The sequence below is a fragment of the Streptomyces sp. NPDC001056 genome, from assembly GCF_053598955.1.
The window spans coordinates 137,477-154,864 of record NZ_JBSFLI010000006.1 but is presented as its reverse complement, the minus strand read 5'-3'; the positions used below and the strand labels follow the sequence as shown (position 1 = coordinate 154,864).

15 protein-coding genes are annotated in these 17,388 nt (G+C 73.0%); 5 read left to right on the top strand and 10 right to left on the bottom strand.

Annotation, left to right across the window (positions count from 1 at the left end):
• Positions 1-37 precede the first annotated feature (37 nt).
• A complete protein-coding gene (pdxR, locus tag ACWDD7_RS09930) occupies positions 38-1,426 on the bottom strand; it encodes a MocR-like pyridoxine biosynthesis transcription factor PdxR (RefSeq protein WP_450456980.1) in 1,389 nt (462 codons plus the stop codon).
• A 46-nt stretch (positions 1,427-1,472) separates the two neighbouring features.
• Here pdxR and ACWDD7_RS09925 point away from each other — a divergent pair, with 46 nt between their 5' ends.
• Positions 1,473-1,970 (top strand): carboxymuconolactone decarboxylase family protein, encoded by a 498-nt coding sequence (locus ACWDD7_RS09925; RefSeq protein WP_450456979.1) that lies wholly within the window; start codon positions 1,473-1,475, stop codon positions 1,968-1,970.
• The gene (locus ACWDD7_RS09920; protein WP_450456978.1) at positions 1,967-2,701 is read left to right on the top strand and encodes an isocitrate lyase/PEP mutase family protein; all 735 of its coding nucleotides are present in this window, start codon (positions 1,967-1,969) and stop codon (positions 2,699-2,701) included. The genes ACWDD7_RS09925 and ACWDD7_RS09920 overlap by 4 nt, the downstream gene beginning before the upstream one ends.
• A gap of 6 nt (positions 2,702-2,707) precedes the next feature.
• Here ACWDD7_RS09920 and ACWDD7_RS09915 read toward each other — a convergent pair whose 3' ends face one another.
• The 9 genes from ACWDD7_RS09915 to ACWDD7_RS09875 all read right to left on the bottom strand — a co-directional run bounded on the left by ACWDD7_RS09915 (position 2,708) and on the right by ACWDD7_RS09875 (position 14,044).
• Positions 2,708-3,667 carry an ABC transporter substrate-binding protein gene (locus ACWDD7_RS09915; protein WP_450456977.1) on the bottom strand — a complete coding sequence of 320 codons (960 nt, stop codon included), beginning with the start codon at positions 3,665-3,667 and terminating at the stop codon, positions 2,708-2,710.
• A gap of 1 nt (position 3,668) precedes the next feature.
• Positions 3,669-5,597, bottom strand: coding sequence for an ABC transporter permease (locus ACWDD7_RS09910; protein ID WP_450456976.1), 1,929 nt, complete (start codon positions 5,595-5,597; stop codon positions 3,669-3,671).
• Positions 5,597-6,694, bottom strand: a complete 1,098-nt coding sequence (locus tag ACWDD7_RS09905; RefSeq protein ID WP_351866210.1) for a quaternary amine ABC transporter ATP-binding protein — start codon at positions 6,692-6,694, stop codon at positions 5,597-5,599. The genes ACWDD7_RS09910 and ACWDD7_RS09905 overlap by 1 nt, the downstream gene beginning before the upstream one ends.
• Positions 6,691-8,229: a GMC family oxidoreductase gene (locus ACWDD7_RS09900; RefSeq protein ID WP_450456975.1), complete on the bottom strand. Its 1,539-nt coding sequence runs from the start codon at positions 8,227-8,229 to the stop codon at positions 6,691-6,693. Before ACWDD7_RS09900 ends, ACWDD7_RS09905 begins: the two co-directional genes overlap by 4 nt.
• Before the next feature lie 74 nt (positions 8,230-8,303).
• Entirely contained in the window at positions 8,304-9,827 is a 1,524-nt protein-coding gene (locus tag ACWDD7_RS09895) for an aldehyde dehydrogenase family protein (protein ID WP_450456974.1), read from the bottom strand.
• 244 nt (positions 9,828-10,071) lie between these two features.
• Positions 10,072-11,061, bottom strand: coding sequence for a malate dehydrogenase (locus ACWDD7_RS09890; RefSeq protein WP_450456973.1), 990 nt, complete (start codon positions 11,059-11,061; stop codon positions 10,072-10,074).
• Between the two features lie 308 nt (positions 11,062-11,369).
• Positions 11,370-12,554: a DUF2690 domain-containing protein gene (locus ACWDD7_RS09885; RefSeq protein ID WP_450456972.1), complete on the bottom strand. Its 1,185-nt coding sequence runs from the start codon at positions 12,552-12,554 to the stop codon at positions 11,370-11,372.
• A 175-nt stretch (positions 12,555-12,729) separates the two neighbouring features.
• The gene (locus tag ACWDD7_RS09880) at positions 12,730-13,200 is read right to left on the bottom strand and encodes a DUF3017 domain-containing protein (RefSeq protein ID WP_351877065.1); all 471 of its coding nucleotides are present in this window, start codon (positions 13,198-13,200) and stop codon (positions 12,730-12,732) included.
• Positions 13,190-14,044 (bottom strand): bifunctional methylenetetrahydrofolate dehydrogenase/methenyltetrahydrofolate cyclohydrolase, encoded by an 855-nt coding sequence (locus ACWDD7_RS09875; protein WP_450456971.1) that lies wholly within the window; start codon positions 14,042-14,044, stop codon positions 13,190-13,192. Before ACWDD7_RS09875 ends, ACWDD7_RS09880 begins: the two co-directional genes overlap by 11 nt.
• A gap of 276 nt (positions 14,045-14,320) precedes the next feature.
• Between ACWDD7_RS09875 and ACWDD7_RS09870 the strand changes: the two genes are divergently transcribed.
• The 3 genes from ACWDD7_RS09870 to ACWDD7_RS09860 all read left to right on the top strand — a co-directional run bounded on the left by ACWDD7_RS09870 (position 14,321) and on the right by ACWDD7_RS09860 (position 17,248).
• A complete protein-coding gene (locus tag ACWDD7_RS09870; RefSeq protein ID WP_351877066.1) occupies positions 14,321-14,845 on the top strand; it encodes a hypothetical protein in 525 nt (174 codons plus the stop codon).
• A 130-nt stretch (positions 14,846-14,975) separates the two neighbouring features.
• Entirely contained in the window at positions 14,976-15,719 is a 744-nt protein-coding gene (locus ACWDD7_RS09865) for an FHA domain-containing protein (RefSeq protein ID WP_450456970.1), read from the top strand.
• The gene (locus ACWDD7_RS09860) at positions 15,716-17,248 is read left to right on the top strand and encodes a protein kinase domain-containing protein (protein WP_450456969.1); all 1,533 of its coding nucleotides are present in this window, start codon (positions 15,716-15,718) and stop codon (positions 17,246-17,248) included. The genes ACWDD7_RS09865 and ACWDD7_RS09860 overlap by 4 nt, the downstream gene beginning before the upstream one ends.
• Positions 17,249-17,388: the final 140 nt, after the last annotated feature.

The following is a 17,388-nucleotide window of genomic DNA, read 5'->3' as shown; positions in this document are numbered from 1 at the left end:
CTCGTACGGTGTTCGCCTCCGGCCGGCCTCACGTTCCCTACGGCAACGCCCTGCACAGGGCCTCCAGCGCCGCCGACCACGCGCTGTCCGGGGGCGTCCCGTACCCCACCACCAGCGCGTCCACGTGCTCGGCGCGGGCCTCGGGGTGGCGGTGGAAGGAGAGGCCGTGCAGGGCGAGGCCCTGCCACGCGGCTGCCTGGATGACGGAGGGTTCGGTGCCGGGCGGCAGGCGCAGGACCGCGTGCAGGCCGGCGGCGATGCCGGTGACGTGGACGCCGGGGGCGCGTTCGGCGACGGCCGCGGTGAGGGCGTCGCGGCGGCGCCGGTAGCGCAGCCGGGCGGAGCGGACCTGGCGGTCGTAGGCGCCGGAGGTGAGGAACTCGGCGAGGGTGAGCTGTTCGAGGACGCCCACGGTGTCGGCGTGCCCCTTGGCCTCGATCACCTCCTCCGCGAGGGCCGGCGGCAGCACCATCCAGCCGAGCCGGATGCCGGGGGCGAGGGACTTGCTGGCGGTGCCGAGGTAGACGACGCGGTCGGGGTCGAGGCCCTGGAGCGCGCCGACGGGCTGGCGGTCGTAGCGGAACTCCCCGTCGTAGTCGTCCTCCAGGACGAGGGAGTCGTTCCGCCGTGCCCAGTCCACGACGGCCGTGCGCCGGTCGTGGTGCAGGGGCATGCCCATGGGGAACTGGTGGGCCGGGGTGAGGAGTACGGCGCCCTCGGTGCCCAACGGACGGGTGTCCGTGCCGAGTTCGTCCCATGGCAGCGCGGGGGTGGCGAGGCCCGCGGCCTGGAGGAGGCCCCAGTAGACGTCGAGGCCGTACGACTCGACGGCCACCGAGCGCACCCCGCGGGCGTGCAGCACCGGGCCGAGGACGCGCAGGGCGTGTGAGAACCCCGCGGTGACGACCAGGTTGTCGGGGTCGGCGCGCACCCCCCGGACGCGGGCGAGGTAGCCGGCGAGGGCGGTGCGCAGTTCGACGCGGCCGCGCGGGTCGCCGTAGCCGAGCGCCTCGTTGGGGGCGGCGGTCAGGGCGCGGCGGGCGGCCCTGGCCCACTCCGCGCGGGGGAACGCGGCGAGGTCGGGGGTGCCGGGGACCAGGTTGTGGGTGGGCCGGGCGGGGACCCGGGGCTGGCGGGCGGGGCCCCTCGGCGGGACCACGGCGCGTTCGGCGACCCGGGTGCCGGAGCCCTGCCGGGCGGTGAGCCAGCCCTCGGCGACCAGGTCGGCGTAGGCCTCGGCGACCGTGTTGCGGGCGATGCCGAGGTCGCCGGCGAGGGTCCGGGAGGAGGGCAGCCGGGTGCCGGGGGCGAGGCGGCCGGTGCGCACCGCGTCGCGCAGGGCATCGGTCAGGCCCCGGCGCAGCCCGCCCGCGCCGACCGGTTCCAGATGCAGGTCGACGCCCAGAGTGGCCCAGGATTCCACCATGGAAATGGACCATACTCCTGGGCTGCCTCGCTTCTAGATTGGAGGCATGAACACGGACGAGAACACCGAGTACGCCACCGAGCACGCCCCCCGCCTGAACTGGAGCGAGCACGTCCCGGACGTGTACAAGGCGATGGTCCGGCTGGACATCGCCGCCCGGCAGGGGATCGACCCGAAGCTCCTCGAACTGGTGAAGATCCGCGCCTCGCAGCTCAACCACTGCGCCTTCTGCCTGGACATGCACACCAAGGACGCGCTGGCGGCCGGCGAAAGCGTGGAGCGGATCATCCAGCTCAGCGCGTGGGAGGAGTCGCGGCACTTCTACACGGAGAAGGAGCTGGCGGCGATCGAGCTGACCGAGGCGGTCACGGTGCTCACCGACAGCTTCGTGCCGGACGACGTGTACGAGCGGGCCGCCAAGCAGTTCGACGAGCCCGAGCTGGCCCGTCTGATCGCCGCGATCACGGTGATCAACGCCTGGAACCGGTTCGGCGTCACCTGCCGGATGACCCCGGGCCACTACCAGCCGGGGCAGCACCGGTGACCGCGGCTCCGGGCAAGGCGGAGGCGTTCCGCGCGCTGCACCGGGGGCGCCCGCACGGTGATCCGCTGGTCCTGCCCGGCCCCTGGGACGCGGCCAGCGCGCGGGCCCTCGCGGAGGCGGGGTTCCCGGCGCTGGCCACCCCGAGCGCGGGGGTCGCCGCCGCGCTCGGGTACGAGGACGGGCACCTCCCGGCGGACGAGATGTTCGCGGCGGTCACCCGGATCGCGCGGGCGGTGGACGTGCCGGTCACGGCGGACGTCGAGGACGGCTACGGGATCGCGCCGGCGGAGCTGGTGGAGCGGCTGCTGGCGGCGGGGGTCGTCGGCTGCAACATCGAGGACTCCACCGGGGGCGTGCTCAAGGACCCGCGGGAGCACGCCGACTACCTGGCCGGGTTCCGGGAGGCCGCCGCCGGGCGGATCTTCCTCAACGCCCGCGTCGACACCTTCGTGCACGGCGACGGCGATCCCGAACGGGCCATCGAGCGGGCCGCGTTGTACGTCGCGGCGGGCGCCGAGTGCGTGTATCCGATCATGGCCCCGGCGGACGTGCTGCCCCTGCTGCGCGCCGGGATCGAGGGACCGCTGAACGCGCTGGCCCGCCTGGACACGGGCGGCCCCTCGCCCGCCGCGCTCGGCGAACTCGGGGCCACCCGGATCACGTTCGGGCCGGGACTCCAGCGCAGGGCCATGGCGGCGCTGCGGGAGACCGCGAAGGACCTTGTCCTGTAAGGGCGTTCAGGACAGCCACCGCTTCCAGACGGAGGGGTGGCTGTCCACCCACTTCTCGGCCGCCCGATCGGGGGACAGTCCGTCCTGGGCGATCAGGAGGGAGACCTCGTTCTGGTCGTCGGTGGTCCAGCGGAACTTCTTCAGGAACTCCGCCGCCGTGCCGCCCGACCTGGCGAAGTTCGCGTTGAGGTACTTCTGGAGCGGGGTGCGCGGGTAGCCGCAGGTGATCTTCGCCGCGTCCGCGTCGCAGCCGTCCTTGTACGGCGGCAGCCTCACCTCCGTCATCGGGACCTTCTCGAACAGCCACTGCGGCGAGTACCAGTACGTCAGAAAGGGCTTCCTCTCCTTGGCGAACTGCTTCATCTGGGTGATCTGCGCCGCCTCGGAACCGGCGAAGACGACCTGGTAGTCGAGCTTCAGGTTCTTCACCAGGGCCTTGTCGTTGGTGACGTAGGACGGGGAGCCGTCCATCAGCTGGCCCTTGCCGCCGCTCTCCGCGGTGCGGAAGAGGGGGGCGTACTTGTCGAGGTTGTGCCAGTCGGTGATGTCGGGGTGCTGCCTGACGAGGTACGTCGGCACGAACCAGCCGATGTGACCGGTCACCCCGAGATCACCGGCGCGCGCGATCGTCTTCTTGTCCTCGACGTACCGCTTCTCCTGGTCCGGGTGGCCCCAGTCCTCCAGGATGGCGTCGACCCGGCCCTGGCTCAGCGCGTCCCACGCGGGCACCTCGTCCACCTGGACGGTGTCGACGCGGTAGCCGAGCTCGTGCTCCAGCAGGTACCGGGCGACGGCCACGTTGGACTCGGCGCCCACCCAGGACTGCACGGACAGCGTGACGCTCTTGCCGCCGCCGGTGTGGGCGAACGGGCTGGCCTGCTCGGTCATGTCGGCGGCGCCGCAGCCGGTGGTCAGGCCCAGCACGGCGAGGGCGACCGGGATCGTCGTACGCAGTCGGGTCCGCATGTCAGGCTCCCTTCTTCGAGCGGCGCTCGGCCGGCTGGGTCACCCGGTCCAGCACCAGGCCCAGGCAGACGATGGCGGCCCCGGCCACCAGGCCGGTCGCCAGGTCGCCCTGGGCGAGGCCGAAGGCGACGTCGTAGCCGAGGGCGCCGCCGCCGACCAGACCGCCGATGATGACGACCGCGAGGACCAGGACCACGCCCTGGTTGACGGCGAGCAGCAACGCACGGCGGGCGAGCGGCAGCTGGACCTGCCACAGCTGCTGGCGGCCGGTGGCACCGAGCGAGCGCGCCGACTCCAGGGCCGCCGGGTCGACCTGGCGCAGGCCCTGGGCGGTGATGCGGACGACGGCGGGCAACGCGTAGACGACGGCCGCGGCGACGGCGGGGGCGCGGCCGACGCCGAACAGGGCGACGACCGGGATCAGGTACACGAACTGCGGCATCGTCTGGCAGACGTCCAGGACCGGCCGCAGGGCGCGCTCCACCCGGTCGCTGCGGGCGGCGGCGACGCCGGTGGCGAAGCCGAGCACGAGGGTGACGGCGACGGCGGCGAGCACCTGGGAGAGGGTGTCGAGGGACGGCTCCCACACGCCGAGCACGCCGATCGCGGCCATGGCGAGCACGGCGGTCAGCGCGGTGCGCCAGGTGCCGATCAGCCAGGCGAGGGCGGCGACGATCAGCAGTACCGACCACCAGGGCAGCCACTGGAGTCCGTCGCGGACCGGGTCGAGGACCCAGGTGGTGAAGTGGGCCGCCCAGTCGGCGGTGCCGCCGACGACCGGGACGCCGGAGTAGAGGTGGGAGGTCATCCAGTCGACGGCGTGGTCGACCGGGGCGGCGATCTGCGCCGTCCAGCCGTTCGGCCAGTCGAGGGCGCCGAGGAGGCGGGCGGCGAGGGCGGCGGCCGCGGTGACGGCGAGCACGTACGGCCGGCCGATCGTCCGGGGCCCCTCGGCCTCGGCGGCACCGGCCGCGCCGGTGACCCGGTCGAGGACCACGGCGAGCAGCACGATCGGGATGCCGGCGGCGAGGGCCTGGCCGACGTCGACCGTGGACAGGGCCTGGTAGACGCGGTCGCCGAGGCCGCCGGCGCCGATGACGGAGGCGATGACGGCCATGGAGAGGGCCATCATGATCGTCTGGTTGAGGCCCAGCAGGAGTTCTCTCCGGGCCAGCGGGACACGGGCGGTCAGCAGCCGCTGGCGGCGGGTCGCACCGAGCGACTCCACGGCCTCCAGGACCTCGGGGTCGGCGCCGCGCAGGCCGAGGGCGGTGAGGCGGGCCATCGGCGGGGCGGCGTAGACGACGGTGGCGAGGACGGCCGCGGGGACGCCGATGCCGAAGACCAGGACGACGGGGAGGAGGTAGGCGAAGGCCGGGAGGACCTGCATCGTGTCCAGGACCGGGCGCAGGGCGCGGTCGAGGCGCGCGGAGAGGCCGCCGGCCAGGCCGAGGGCGGCACCGACGAGGACGGAGACGAGGACGGCGACGACCATGAGCGCGAAGGTCTGCATCGTCGGTTCCCACATGCCGAGGGCGCCGCAGGCCAGGAAGGCCACGGCGGTGCCCGCGGCCAGGCGGGGGCCGGCGACGCGCCAGGCGACGAGGGCGCCCAGCGCGGTGACGCCCGGCCAGCCGATGGCGAGGAGGGCGACGTAGACGGCGCGGACGGAGAGGACGACGGCGTTGCTGACGTAGCCGAAGAAGTAGAGGAAGAGGGGGTGGGTGTCGCGGTTGTCGATGATCCAGTTGCCGGCGTCGGTCAGGGGCTCGGTGAGGCTGACCGTGAGGTGGTGGGGCCAGCTGTGGCCGTGCAGCAGCGGGAGCAGGACGGCCGTGATCAGGGCGAGCAGGAGCAGCTTGGCCGCGGCCCGGTTCCTGAGGACGGCGGGGGTCCTGGTGCGGAGGGCGGGGACGGAGAGCGTTGCCATCAGACGGCCTCCGGGGTCGTACGGGCCCGCGGGGCCGCCACACCGGCCACCACGCCCAGCAGTTGCTCGTGGCCGACGACACCCAGGCACTTGCCCTCGTCCATCACCCGGGCCGGCTCGCCGGCGCGGGCCACCGCTTCGATCGCCTCGGCGACGGTGGCGTCCGGGCGTACGGCGGGACCGTTGCCGGTCTCCGCGGAGGAGGCGGGGCGCATGGCCGTGCGCGCCGTCAGCACCTGCTCGCGCGGCACGTCCCTGACGAACTCGCGGACGTAGTCGTCGGCCGGGGAGCCGACGATCTCCTCGGGGGTGCCGAGCTGGACGACCTGGCCGTCGCGCATCAGGGCGATGCGGTCGCCGAGCTTGAGGGCCTCGCCGAGGTCGTGGGTGATGAAGACCATCGTGCGGCCCTCCTCGCGGTGCAGCCGGGCGACCTCGTCCTGCATGTCGCGGCGGATGAGGGGGTCGAGGGCGCTGAACGGCTCGTCGAAGAGCAGCACTTCGGGGTCGACGGCGAGTGCGCGGGCGAGGCCGACGCGCTGGCGCTGACCGCCGGACAGCTGGCCGGGGCGGCGGTGCTCCAGGCCGGCGAGGCCGACCTTGGCGACGATCCCGGCGGCGCGCTCGCGGCGCTCGGCCTTGCCGACGCCCTGGATCTCCAGGCCGTAGGCGACGTTGTCGAGCACGCTGCGGTGCGGGAGCAGGCCGAAGTGCTGGAAGACCATCGCGGCGCGGTGGCGGCGCAGTTCGCGCAGCCGGGACTTGTCCATGGCCCGTACGTCCTCGCCGTCGATGGCGATGGTGCCCGCGGTCGGCTCGATGAGCCGGGTCAGGCAACGCACGAGGGTGGACTTGCCGGAGCCGGACAGGCCCATGACCACGAAGACCTCGCCCTTGCGGACGTCGAAGGAGACGTCCCGGACGGCGGCGGTGCAGCCGGTGCGGGCGCGCAGCTCGGCCGCGTCGAGGGCGCCGAGGTCAGGGTCGGCCGGGACGCGCTCGGGCTTGGGGCCGAAGACCTTCCACAGGCCGGAGACGGCGAAGACCGGGGCGTCGGCGGTGGTGGGCGGCTTGCGGGTGGGGACGGTGGTGGTCATCGGCGATCGCCTCCGATCAGATCGACGGCCCTCTCCCCGACCATCAGCACCCCGATCATCGGGTTGACGGCGGGAAGGGTCGGGAAGACGGACGCGTCGGCGATGCGAACGCCGTCGAGGCCCCGGATCTTCAACTCGGGGTCGACAACGGCGAGTTCGTCGTCAACGGCGCCCATCCGGCAGGTTCCGGCGGGGTGGTAGACGGTGTGGTGGGCCTTGCGCAGCAGCTCGCCGAGCTGTTCGTCGTCGGTGACCTCGGGGCCGGGGAAGACCTCGCGCTCAAGCCAGCCGGCGAACGGCTCGGTCCTCGCGATCTCGCGGGCGATCTTCACGCCGTCGACCAGGGTCCGCGCGTCGTAGCCGTCCTCGTCGGTGAAGTAGCGGAAGTCGAGGGCGGGCTTGTCCCGCGGGTCTGCGCTCGTGAGGTAAAGACGGCCGCGGGCACGGGACTTGGGGATGTTCGGGGTCATCGACACGCCGTGCTCGGGGCGTTCGTAGCCCAGCCGCTCGGGGTTGTCGGTGAAGGGGATCTGGTAGAAGTGGAACATCAGGTCGGGGGCGTCGAGCGACGGGTCCCGGCGCACGAACAGCGCGGCGTCGGAGTCCATCGCCGAGTTCTCCGGCAGCGGCCGGTTGGTCTCCCACACGATCACCGACTCGGGGTGGTCCTGGAGGTTCTCGCCGACGCCCGGCAGGTCGTGCGCGACCGGGATGCCCAGCTCCTCCAGGTCCCGCTTCGGGCCGATGCCGGACAGCAGCAGGAGGCGCGGCGAGTCGACGGCGCCGGCGCAGACGACGACCTCCCGGCGGGCGCCGATCAGCCGCTCCTCGCCGTCCTTGGTGCGCACGTGGACGCCGGTGGCGCGCTTGCCGTCCAACTCCAGCCGGTACGCCCAGGTCTCCAGCAGCAGAGTGAGGTTGGGGCGGTCGCCGGCCTCCATGTGCGGGTGGAGGTAGGCCACGGAGGCGGAGGAGCGCTTGTTGTCCTCCGGGTGGTAGGCGAGGTCGAGGAAGCCGACCCCCTCGTGGAACGGCCTGTCGTTGAAGCCGGTCACCTCGGGGACGCCGACCGCGGTCTTCGTCGCGTCGATCCAGTCCTTGGCGATGGCGTTCTGGTCCTTGTCGGCGACGCGCACGATGTTGTTGCGCAGCCGGGCGTAGTACGCCTCCATCGGCACCGCGCCCCAGCCCTCGGCGCCGGCCTGCTCCCACTCGTCCCAGTCGGACGGCAGCGGCTTGAAGGAGATCAGGGTGTTGTGCGAGGAGCAGCCGCCGAGGACCTTGGCGCGGCTGTGCAGGATGTGCGAGTTGCCGTTCGGCTGCTCGACCGTCGTGTACGCGTAGTCGAGGTCGCCGCCCAGCAGGCCCAGCCAGCGGCGCAGGGTGAGGACGTCCTCGCGGCCGATGTCGCTCGGACCGCCCTCGATGACCGCGACGGTGACGTCGGGGTCCTCGGTGAGGCGGGAGGCGATGACCGAGCCCGCGGTGCCGCCGCCGACGACGACGTAGTCGTAGAGGTGGGGGGTGTGGGACATGGGGGTACTGCTCCAGGGGATTGTCGAGAGGTCTCGGGCCCGGCCGGTCCCGGCGCGGGCGGACGGCGTCGGGCTCAGCCGGCGAACCAGCGCACCGGCTTCGGCGCGAGGTTCTGGTAGACGTGCTTGGTCTCCCGGTACTCGGCGAGCCCGGCGGGGCCCAGCTCGCGGCCGGTGCCGCTCTTGCCGAAGCCGCCCCACTCCGCCTGCGGCAGGTAGGGGTGGAAGTCGTTGATCCAGACGGTGCCGTGGCGCAGCCGGGCCGCGACGCGCCGGGCCCTGCCGGGGTCGGCGGTCCACACGGCGCCGGCGAGGCCGTACTCGGTGTCGTTGGCGAGGCGGACGGCCTCGTCCTCGGTGGTGAAGGTCTCGACGGTGAGGACGGGTCCGAAGACCTCCTCGCGGACGACCCTCATCTCGCGGTGGCAGCCGTCGAGGACGGTCGGCTCGTAGAAGTAGCCGGACTCGGGCCGCCCGGGGGCGGGTCCGGGGCGCTTGCCGCCGCAGCGCAGCACCGCGCCCTCGGCGAGCGCGGAGGCGACGTACGCCTCGGTCTTCGCGCGCTGCTGCTCGGAGACGAGCGGGCCGACCTCGACGCCGTCCTCGGTGCCGCGGCCGATCCTGATCCGCTGGGCGCGGCGGGCGAGTTCGGCGACGAAGCGTTCGCGCACCGACTCCTCCACGATGAGCCGGCCGCCGGCCGAGCAGACCTGGCCGCTGTGGATGAAGGCCGCGTTGAGGGCCTGGTCGACGGCGGTGTCGAAGCCCTCCTCGGTGGCGCAGGCGTCGGCGAAGACCACGTTGGGGTTCTTGCCGCCGAGTTCGAGGGCGACCTTCTTCACGCCCGGCGCGGCGGCCTGGGCGACCTTGGTGCCGCTGACCAGTCCGCCGGTGAAGGAGACGAGGTCCACGTCGGGGTGCTCGGCGAGCCGGCCGCCGACGGTGTGGCCGGGGCCGGTGACGATGTTGGCGACGCCCGCGGGCAGCCCGGCCTCGGCGAGCAGGCCGATCAGCGCGACGGTGGTCATCGGGGTGATCTCGCTGGGCTTGATCACGAAGGTGTTGCCGGCCGCGAGCGCCGGGGCGATCTTCCAGCTGGCCTGGAGCAGCGGGTAGTTCCAGGGGGTGATCAGCGCGCAGACGCCGACCGGCTCGTGCACGACGACGCTGTGGACGTCGGGCGAGCCGGCGTCCACGACCCGGCCGGGGGCCTCGGCGGCCACCAGGTCGGCGAAGTAGCGGAAGGCGTCGGCGACGCAGTCGATGTCGATCCGGCCCTCTTCCACGGTCTTGCCCGCGTCCTGGGCCTCCAGCCGGCCGAGCGCTTCGCGATCGCGTACGAGGAGGTCGGCGACGCGGCGCAGCAGGGCGGCGCGCTCGGCGACGGGGGTGCGGGGCCAGGGGCCGTGGTCGAACGCCTGCCGGGCCGCGGCCACGGCGCGTTCGGCGTCCCTCTCGTCACCCTCCGCGACCACGGCGAACGGCCGGGCGTCCGCGGGGTCGAGGATCTCCCGGGTCGCCCCGGAGATCGCCGCCAGCCACTCGCCTGCCGCGTGGATGGTCGCCCGGGTCTGTCGGGCCGTGCTGCTTTCCGCCATGATCGGTGTTGCCTTCCGTTACTGTTCGGCGCCCCTGTGTCACGCGGAGGGCGGACTCAGGGACCGTGGCCCCCTGCCCAAGAGCTCCGTTTGCATGCGGAATCGGCGACCGATAGTGCGCGGCGTCACTAAAAAGGCGGTGGAAAACGGACAGACCGGACGGCACGCACACGTGGGCCCCGCTCCGGAGAAACCGGAGCGGGGCCCACGTGAGTTCTTACTGCCGAACCGCCGGCGGCGAAGGTCAGATCAGGCCGAGCTCGCGAACCGCCTCGCGCTCCTCCGACAGCTCCTTCACCGACGCGTCGATGCGCGAACGGGAGAACTCGTTGATCTCCAGGCCCTGGACGATCTCGTACTTGCCGTCCTTCGTGGTGACCGGGAAGGAGGAGATGAGGCCCTCGGGGACGCCGTACGAACCGTCGGACGGGATGCCCATGGACGTCCAGTCGCCCTCGGCCGTGCCGTTGACCCAGGTGTACACGTGGTCGATCGCGGCGTTCGCGGCGGACGCGGCCGACGACGCGCCACGGGCCTCGATGATCGCCGCGCCGCGCTTCGCGACGGTCGGGATGAAGTCCTCGGCCAGCCACTTCTCGTCGCCCACGACCTCGGCCGCGTTCTTGCCGCCGACCGTGGCGTGGAAGATGTCCGGGTACTGCGTGGCGGAGTGGTTGCCCCAGATCGTCAGCCGCTTGATGTCGGCGACGGTGGAGCCCGTCTTCTTCGCCAGCTGCGTCAGCGCCCGGTTGTGGTCCAGACGGGTCATCGCGGTGAACCGCTCGGCCGGTACGTCCGGCGCCGCCGCCTGCGCGATCAGCGCGTTCGTGTTGGCCGGGTTGCCGACGACGAGGACCTTGATGTCGTCCGCGGCGTGGTCGTTGATGGCCTTGCCCTGCGGCTTGAAGATGCCGCCGTTGGCCTCCAGCAGGTCACCGCGCTCCATGCCCTTGGTGCGGGGGCGGGCGCCGACCAGCAGCGCGACGTTGGCGCCGTCGAAGGCGACGTTCGGGTCGTCGCTGATGTCGATGCCCTGGAGCAGCGGGAAGGCGCAGTCGTCCAGCTCCATGGCCGTACCCTCGGCGGCCTTGAGCGCCGGGGTGATCTCCAGGAGGCGCAGGCGGACCGGAACGTCCGCCCCGAGCAGCTGGCCGGAGGCGATGCGGAAGAGCAGGGCGTAACCGATCTGGCCGGCCGCGCCGGTGACGGTGACGTTCACGGGAGTGCGGGTCATGGCGTTCTCCGTATGACAGCTGGCGGTGGGGCGTCCCTGCCCCGGGCGAATGATCGATCTCTTGGTATCAAGAGAGATCCAGCGATCAGGCTATCGCGCATCCGGCATGCGAGACGTGCGGGGCCCTGTGGCTCACCCCACAGAAGATCGCGAGGGGAACGAAAAGGGCGGCCGTCCGTCCGGAGAGGGTGGACGGGAACGGCCGCCGGTGGGGGTACCGGCTCGCCGGTCTCCCGTGGGGGGGGACCGGTCGCGTGCCCAGTTCTCGGCCGGGCATGCGTACCGATCCCGAATTCATCCGTTCGGTTTCACCGCGTGCAGCCCGTACGGCCCGACGCGAGCGTGGCGCACGCCCTCGCCTCGCCCGGGTCCCGTACGGCGATCATCGGCGTGTACGCGATCGTGTCGCCCACCTGGGTGACCTGGCCCGCCTCCCGGACCCTGGCCCGCGCCCCGGTGACCTCGACCTTGTCGCCGGGCACGGCGCCGGTGATCCGGCCCCACGCCGTGCCGCAGACCTTGCTGTAGCGGACTTCGAGGGTGGTGGCGCCGAGGGCGACGGCCTGGGCGGTGGTCACCTGGTCGCCGCTGCACCCCATGGACTCGGCGTCCTTGCCCACGCAGCCCGAGCCCGCGCACTCGACGCCCGGCGGGAGGCTCGCCTTCGGGCTGGCGCTCGGGGCGGGCCGCTTCGCCGCGGCCTCGTGCCTGCCGCCGGCACGGGATCCGGTGAAGTGGACGACGCCGAGGATGATCAGCAGCACGGCCACGAACCCGGCGAGGAACATCAGCATCGGCTGCCGGTACCCGGGCCGGGCCCCGGAGGGCCGTACGGCGTCGCGTTCCTGAGGACTCCGGGGTTCCTGAGGACTCCGGAGGCCCTGGGAGCCCTGTGGGTCCTGGGAGTCCTGGGAGTCCTGGGAGTCCTGGCGGTTCTGAGGGCTCTGGGGGCTCCGGGGTTCCGGAGCGTCGGCGGCCACCGGCTCCGGCCGCGCTCCGGGCTTGGCGCTCGCCCGCGACGGCCCCCGATACCCGGCCAGCCCCCACGAGTTGCCGCCGGACGCGCCTGCCGCCGTCCCCCCGCGCTCCCCCGCCTCCGCGGCCGTCGGCTGAGCCGGAACCCTCGGGACGGCGAGCGTGCCGCCCTCGGTCCTGTTCACGGCCCGCACCGCAGGACCACCGGAGGCCCGACGCGCGGGCCCCGTGTGCTCGTACCCCAACTCCGCCCGGCTCCACGCCCGTTCCGCCAGTTCCCACATCGTGATGATCGGGACCGGGCTGGTCCCCGCCGCCTCGGCGAGCGCCACGGCCGCGCCCTTGGGGGCGAGCAGCCGGCCGTCGAGGTAACTGTCCCAGGACGCCCTGCCGTACCCCGTACGGTCGGCCAGGGCCGCGGCGTCCAGGCCGCCGAGGTCCACGAGCCACCGCAGCTGGCTGACGAACTCCTTGATTTCCGGGTCGAGTTCGTTCGGCAAGGTCTTCCAACGAGGCATCGTCTCCCCCCTCATCCCCACTTTCGTACCGAGCGGTCACCGTTCAGCGGAACGGTCACTTCCGTGCCACAGCGCGAAGACAGCCGTTGATCAGGCCGTTCGTCACCAGCCAGGGTGTGTCGGGCGGCGGTTCGTCCCCCGTCGGGGGTGGGGACGAACCACCGCACCACCAGCCCTATTTGGTCATCGTGAAGTGCAGCGTGTCCTTCAGGAAGGGGATCTCCAGCAAGGGATGCGGCTGCGCCATCAGGGCCAGCAGGACGATCGCCAGGCCGAGGACGCCGTAGGTGCTGATGTCGGTGAAGCGGGAGCGGACCGCGAGCATGCCCACGCCGGGCAGCATCCAGCGCAGCACCGCGCCGGCCAGCAGCGCGGCGCCGATCAGGAGGGTGCCGACGCGGAACGCGTCGAACGCGGTCAGCAGCAGACCGAGCGCGGTCGTGCCCAGCACCACCAGCAGGGGCCACTGCCGGGCGGGCGCGGGCGCGCCGCCGGGCGCGGCCCGGCCGCCGCCCTCCGGCCGCGCGGTGTCCCTGGTGAACAACGGGAAGCGGCGGGTGACCCGCCGCGGGCGCCCCTCGGCGTCGGGGGCGCTGATCGCGTCGCGGACGGTCTCCTCGCCGTCCCGCGTGTCCTCAGCCGGCACTGCGCTCCGCCGCCTCGACCACGTTGACCAGCAGCTGGGCCCGGGTCATCGGGCCGACGCCGCCGGGGTTCGGGGAGATGAAGCCGGCCACCTCGGTGACGTCCGGGTGGACATCGCCGACGATCCTGCCCTCGGCGTTGCGGGAGACGCCGACGTCGAGGACGGCCGCGCCGGGCTTGATGTCCTCGGCACGGATCAGGTGCGGGGAGCCGACCGCGGCGATCACGATGTCGGCCCGCTTGAGGTGGGCGGACAGATCGCGGGTGCCGGTGTGGCACTGGGTCACGGTGGCGTTCTCGCTGCGGCGGGTGAGCAGCAGCGGCATCGGGCGCCCGATGGTGACGCCCCGGCCGACGACCACGACCTCGGCGCCCTTGGTCTCCACGCCGTAACGGCGCAGCAGGGTGAGGATGCCGTTGGGGGTGCAGGGCAGCGGGGCGGGCTCGTTGAGGACCAGACGCCCGAGGTTCATCGGGTGCAGGCCGTCCGCATCCTTCGCCGGGTCCATCAGCTCCAGGATGCGGTTCTCGTCGATGCCCTTGGGCAGTGGCAGCTGGACGATGTAGCCGGTGCAGGCCGGGTCCTCGTTGAGTTCGCGGACGACCGCCTCGATCTCCTCCTGGGTGGCGGTGGCGGGCAGCTCCCGCTGGATGGAGGCGAGGCCCACCTCGGCGCAGTCGCGGTGCTTGCCGGCGACGTACTTGCGGCTGCCGGGGTCGTCCCCGACCAGGATCGTGCCGAGGCCGGGCGTGACGCCCTTCTCCCTCAGCGCCGCCACGCGGACGGTCAGATCGGACTTGATCGCGGCTGCGGTGGCCTTGCCATCGAGAATCTGGGCGGTCATACCCCCATCCTCCAGGATGACCGCCCCGGGGTTCCAATCCGGGTTCCGATCAAGGCTCCCACCAGGGACCGCGCCCGGGAACGAGTGATCACGGATGTTGCACTTGCACAACACCCGGGGATTACGGCTGGACAAGTCACTATCCGGTCAAGAACGATGAACAGCACAGTGCAGCGGGCAGCTCATCGGGGGGACGGACCGCATCTGTAGAAACTCTCCTCCGTGCAGTGCCGCGCCTCGTCCCCGCACTCGGAAACAACGGAGGAAAGACCAACCATGAGCTACGGCGACCCGAACAACCCTTACGGCAACCCGCAGGGGCAGCCGCAGCAGCCCGGGTACGGCTACCCCGCCGCGCCGCCGGTCCAGCAGTCGTACGCCGCCGCCCCGATGACCAGCATGCCGGGCAAGGTCAACGCGGCCCGCGTGATGCTGTGGGTGATCGTCGCTCTCCAGGTCATCGGCGTGGGCTTGTTCGCCTTCTCCGCCGTGGCCGTCAACAAGGCCAAGAACGACAACTCCGTGCCGGGGCTCGCCGACTACCCGGTGGGCGTGCTGTGGGCCTTCATGGTGCTCGCGCTCGCCTGGCTGGTCTGGGCGATCGTACTGGCCACGAAGTTCTCCAGCGGCGGCAACAACCTGCGGGTCACGACGCTGGTCTTCGGCATCCTGACCGCGGTGCTCGGCGTCTACCCGTTCCTCGTCGTCGTGGGCATCTTCCACATCGTGCTCGGCATCCTGATCGCCAGCTTCGTCGGCGGCGCCGACGGCAAGGCCTGGTTCAACCGCGCCCGCTACTGAGCCGCTCGCGCGGTAAGGAACACGTCGCGCCGTTCAACATCCGGGGCCGTGTCTCACCCTTCCAGGGGGGACACGGCCCCGGTGCGTCGCCCTACTCCGGGAGAAGCCGCCAGGCACGGGGAGACGCACCTTGTACAGCATCATCGTCGTACCTCCGCCGACTGCGGAGGACCGGCAGCAGCGCAGCCAGATCCGCCTCGCCCCCGGCGAGCGCCTCCGCTTCGGCCGGGCGCCCGGGAACGACCTGCCGATCCCGCACGAGGGCGTCTCGCGCCGGGCCGGCGAAATCGGCGCCCAGGGCGCGTTCTGGATACTGAGCAACCTGTCCGCGCACCAGACGTACGTCGTGGAGAACCCGGAGGGCGCGGGCGAGCACATCAAGGTCGGGCCGGGCCGTCTGGAGGCGCCGGTCCCCTTCGAGTTCTCGCGGATCGTGCTGCCCGCCGCCGGCGACCTGCTCACCATCGAGGTGTGGGCGCCGCGCCACGACTATCTGCGCGACGGCTGCGGAGCGGACGGCGAGACCACCGCCCCGGCCTTCTCCGTCGACCGCACCACGCGCTACTTCGCCGTGCTGGCCGCCCTGTGCGAACCCCGGCTGCGCGGCGATCCGCACGCCCCGCTGCCCACCGTCGACCAGGTCGTCGGCCGGCTGCGCCCCTCCTGGCCGGCCGCCTCGCGCACCTCGGTGCAGTGGAACATCGACTACCTCGCGGTGAAGCTGCGCCTCAAACCGGGCCCGGACACGGCGGAGCCGGGCCCGCGCCTGAACGGCAAGAAGGAGTCCCTGGTCTCGCTGGCGCTCCGCTTCGACCTGGTGCGCGAGGAGGACCTGGTCGTGCTGTCCGGCTCCGTGCGCCCGGCCGCCCGGTGAGCGAGCCGTACGCCGTACCGGTGCCCAGGGGTTACCGGGTCGGCGGCTGGGAGGTCCGCGAACCGCTCGCGACGGGCGCCTTCGGCAGCGTGTACGCGGCACGGCGCACCGGCGACGGCGAGGCGGCGTCGCACCCCGGAGCCGACGGCCGACTCCCCCGCACCGCGGCCCTGAAGTTCCTGCCCACCGGCACCGGCACCCCCCGCCAGCTCGCCCACCTGCGCGAACTCGTCGAACGGGAGGTGGAGTTGTTATGGCGGCTGCGGCAACCGCGCCTGATCCGGATGTACGAGACCCTCGTCGTCGACGACCCCGGGCGCCCCGCCCTCGACGGCGCCACCGTCCTCGTACTGGAACGCGCGGAGGGTTCCCTGTCCGCGCTGCTCGCCGCCGAGCCGCGGCCCGCCGCCGGGCCCGCGCTGCTGGCCCAGGTCTGCGAGGGGCTCGCGCAGTTGCACCGGGCGGGCTGGGTGCACGGTGATCTGAAGCCGGCCAACGTGCTGCTGATGGCGGACGGTTCGGCGCGGCTCGCGGACTTCAACATGGCGGCGGAGCTGGAGGGCACCCACGGCTACACCCCCGCCTTCTCCACCCCCGACTACACGCCGCCCGAGCTGCTGTGGTCGGAGATCGGCGACCGCGGCCGCCGGATCCGCCCGTCCGCCGACGTCTGGGCCTTCGGCGTGCTCGCCCACCTCCTGCTCACCGGCTCCTTCCCACTGCCCGGCGGCACCCCCTCGGCCCGCCGGGACGCTGCCGTCGCCTACGCGCGCGGCACCGAGGAACTGCGCCTGGCGGCCGAACTCCCGGATGCCTGGCGGGAGATCGTGCGGGACTGCCTGGCCCGTACGCACGCCGACCGGATCGGCACCGGGACGCTGCTGCGCCGCCTCACCGCCGCCGCGGGCACGGGCCGCGCACCCCGTCTCCCCCGCTTCTCACGCTCCGGCCGCCGCCGCCGTGCGACGATCCTGGCCGTCGCGGCCGCCGCCGTCGCCCTCCTCGGGTACGGCCTCGACCACTGGCACGGTGCCGACGACAAGGCCCTGGCCGCCTACGGCAGCGCCGAACTCCGCACCGACCGGGGCGTTCCGGCGCGCTACCGGCGGCTGATCGTGGACGCCGCGCACGACTGCCCCCGCCCGGACGTCAGCCCGGCGCTGATCGCGGCCATGCTGAAGGCCGAGAGCGGTTTCGACCCGGACCTCGCCGACCCGGGCACCCAGGAGTTCGGCATCGCCCGCTGGACCCCGGCCGTGCTGCGCTGGTGGACGCGGGACGACGGCGTTCCCGCCTCGGCGACCCCGACGCCGCCGCTGACCCCGGCCGTGTCCATCCCGGCCATGGGCCGCTATCTGTGCTTCATCGACGCCCACGTGAAGGCGGGGCTGCCCGGCGACAAGCGGGTGCTGGACGCGGCGGGGTACCGGACGTCGTACAAGAAGGTGAACGCCGCGGGCGGGGTCCCCGCGGCGTACCGCGGCTACTGCGACCGGGTCGCCCGCTACCTCGCCGAGTACACACCCTGAGACTTCCGAGGTGCCGGAAGCCGGGCCCGGCCGGGACGGTGGAACCACTCCGCCACGGCGGGGCGATCACACCGCTCGTTCACACGGGGGAACAGCGAATCCCGCCCGGCCCGGACGGAGAGCGCGGCGGCCTCCGGCTC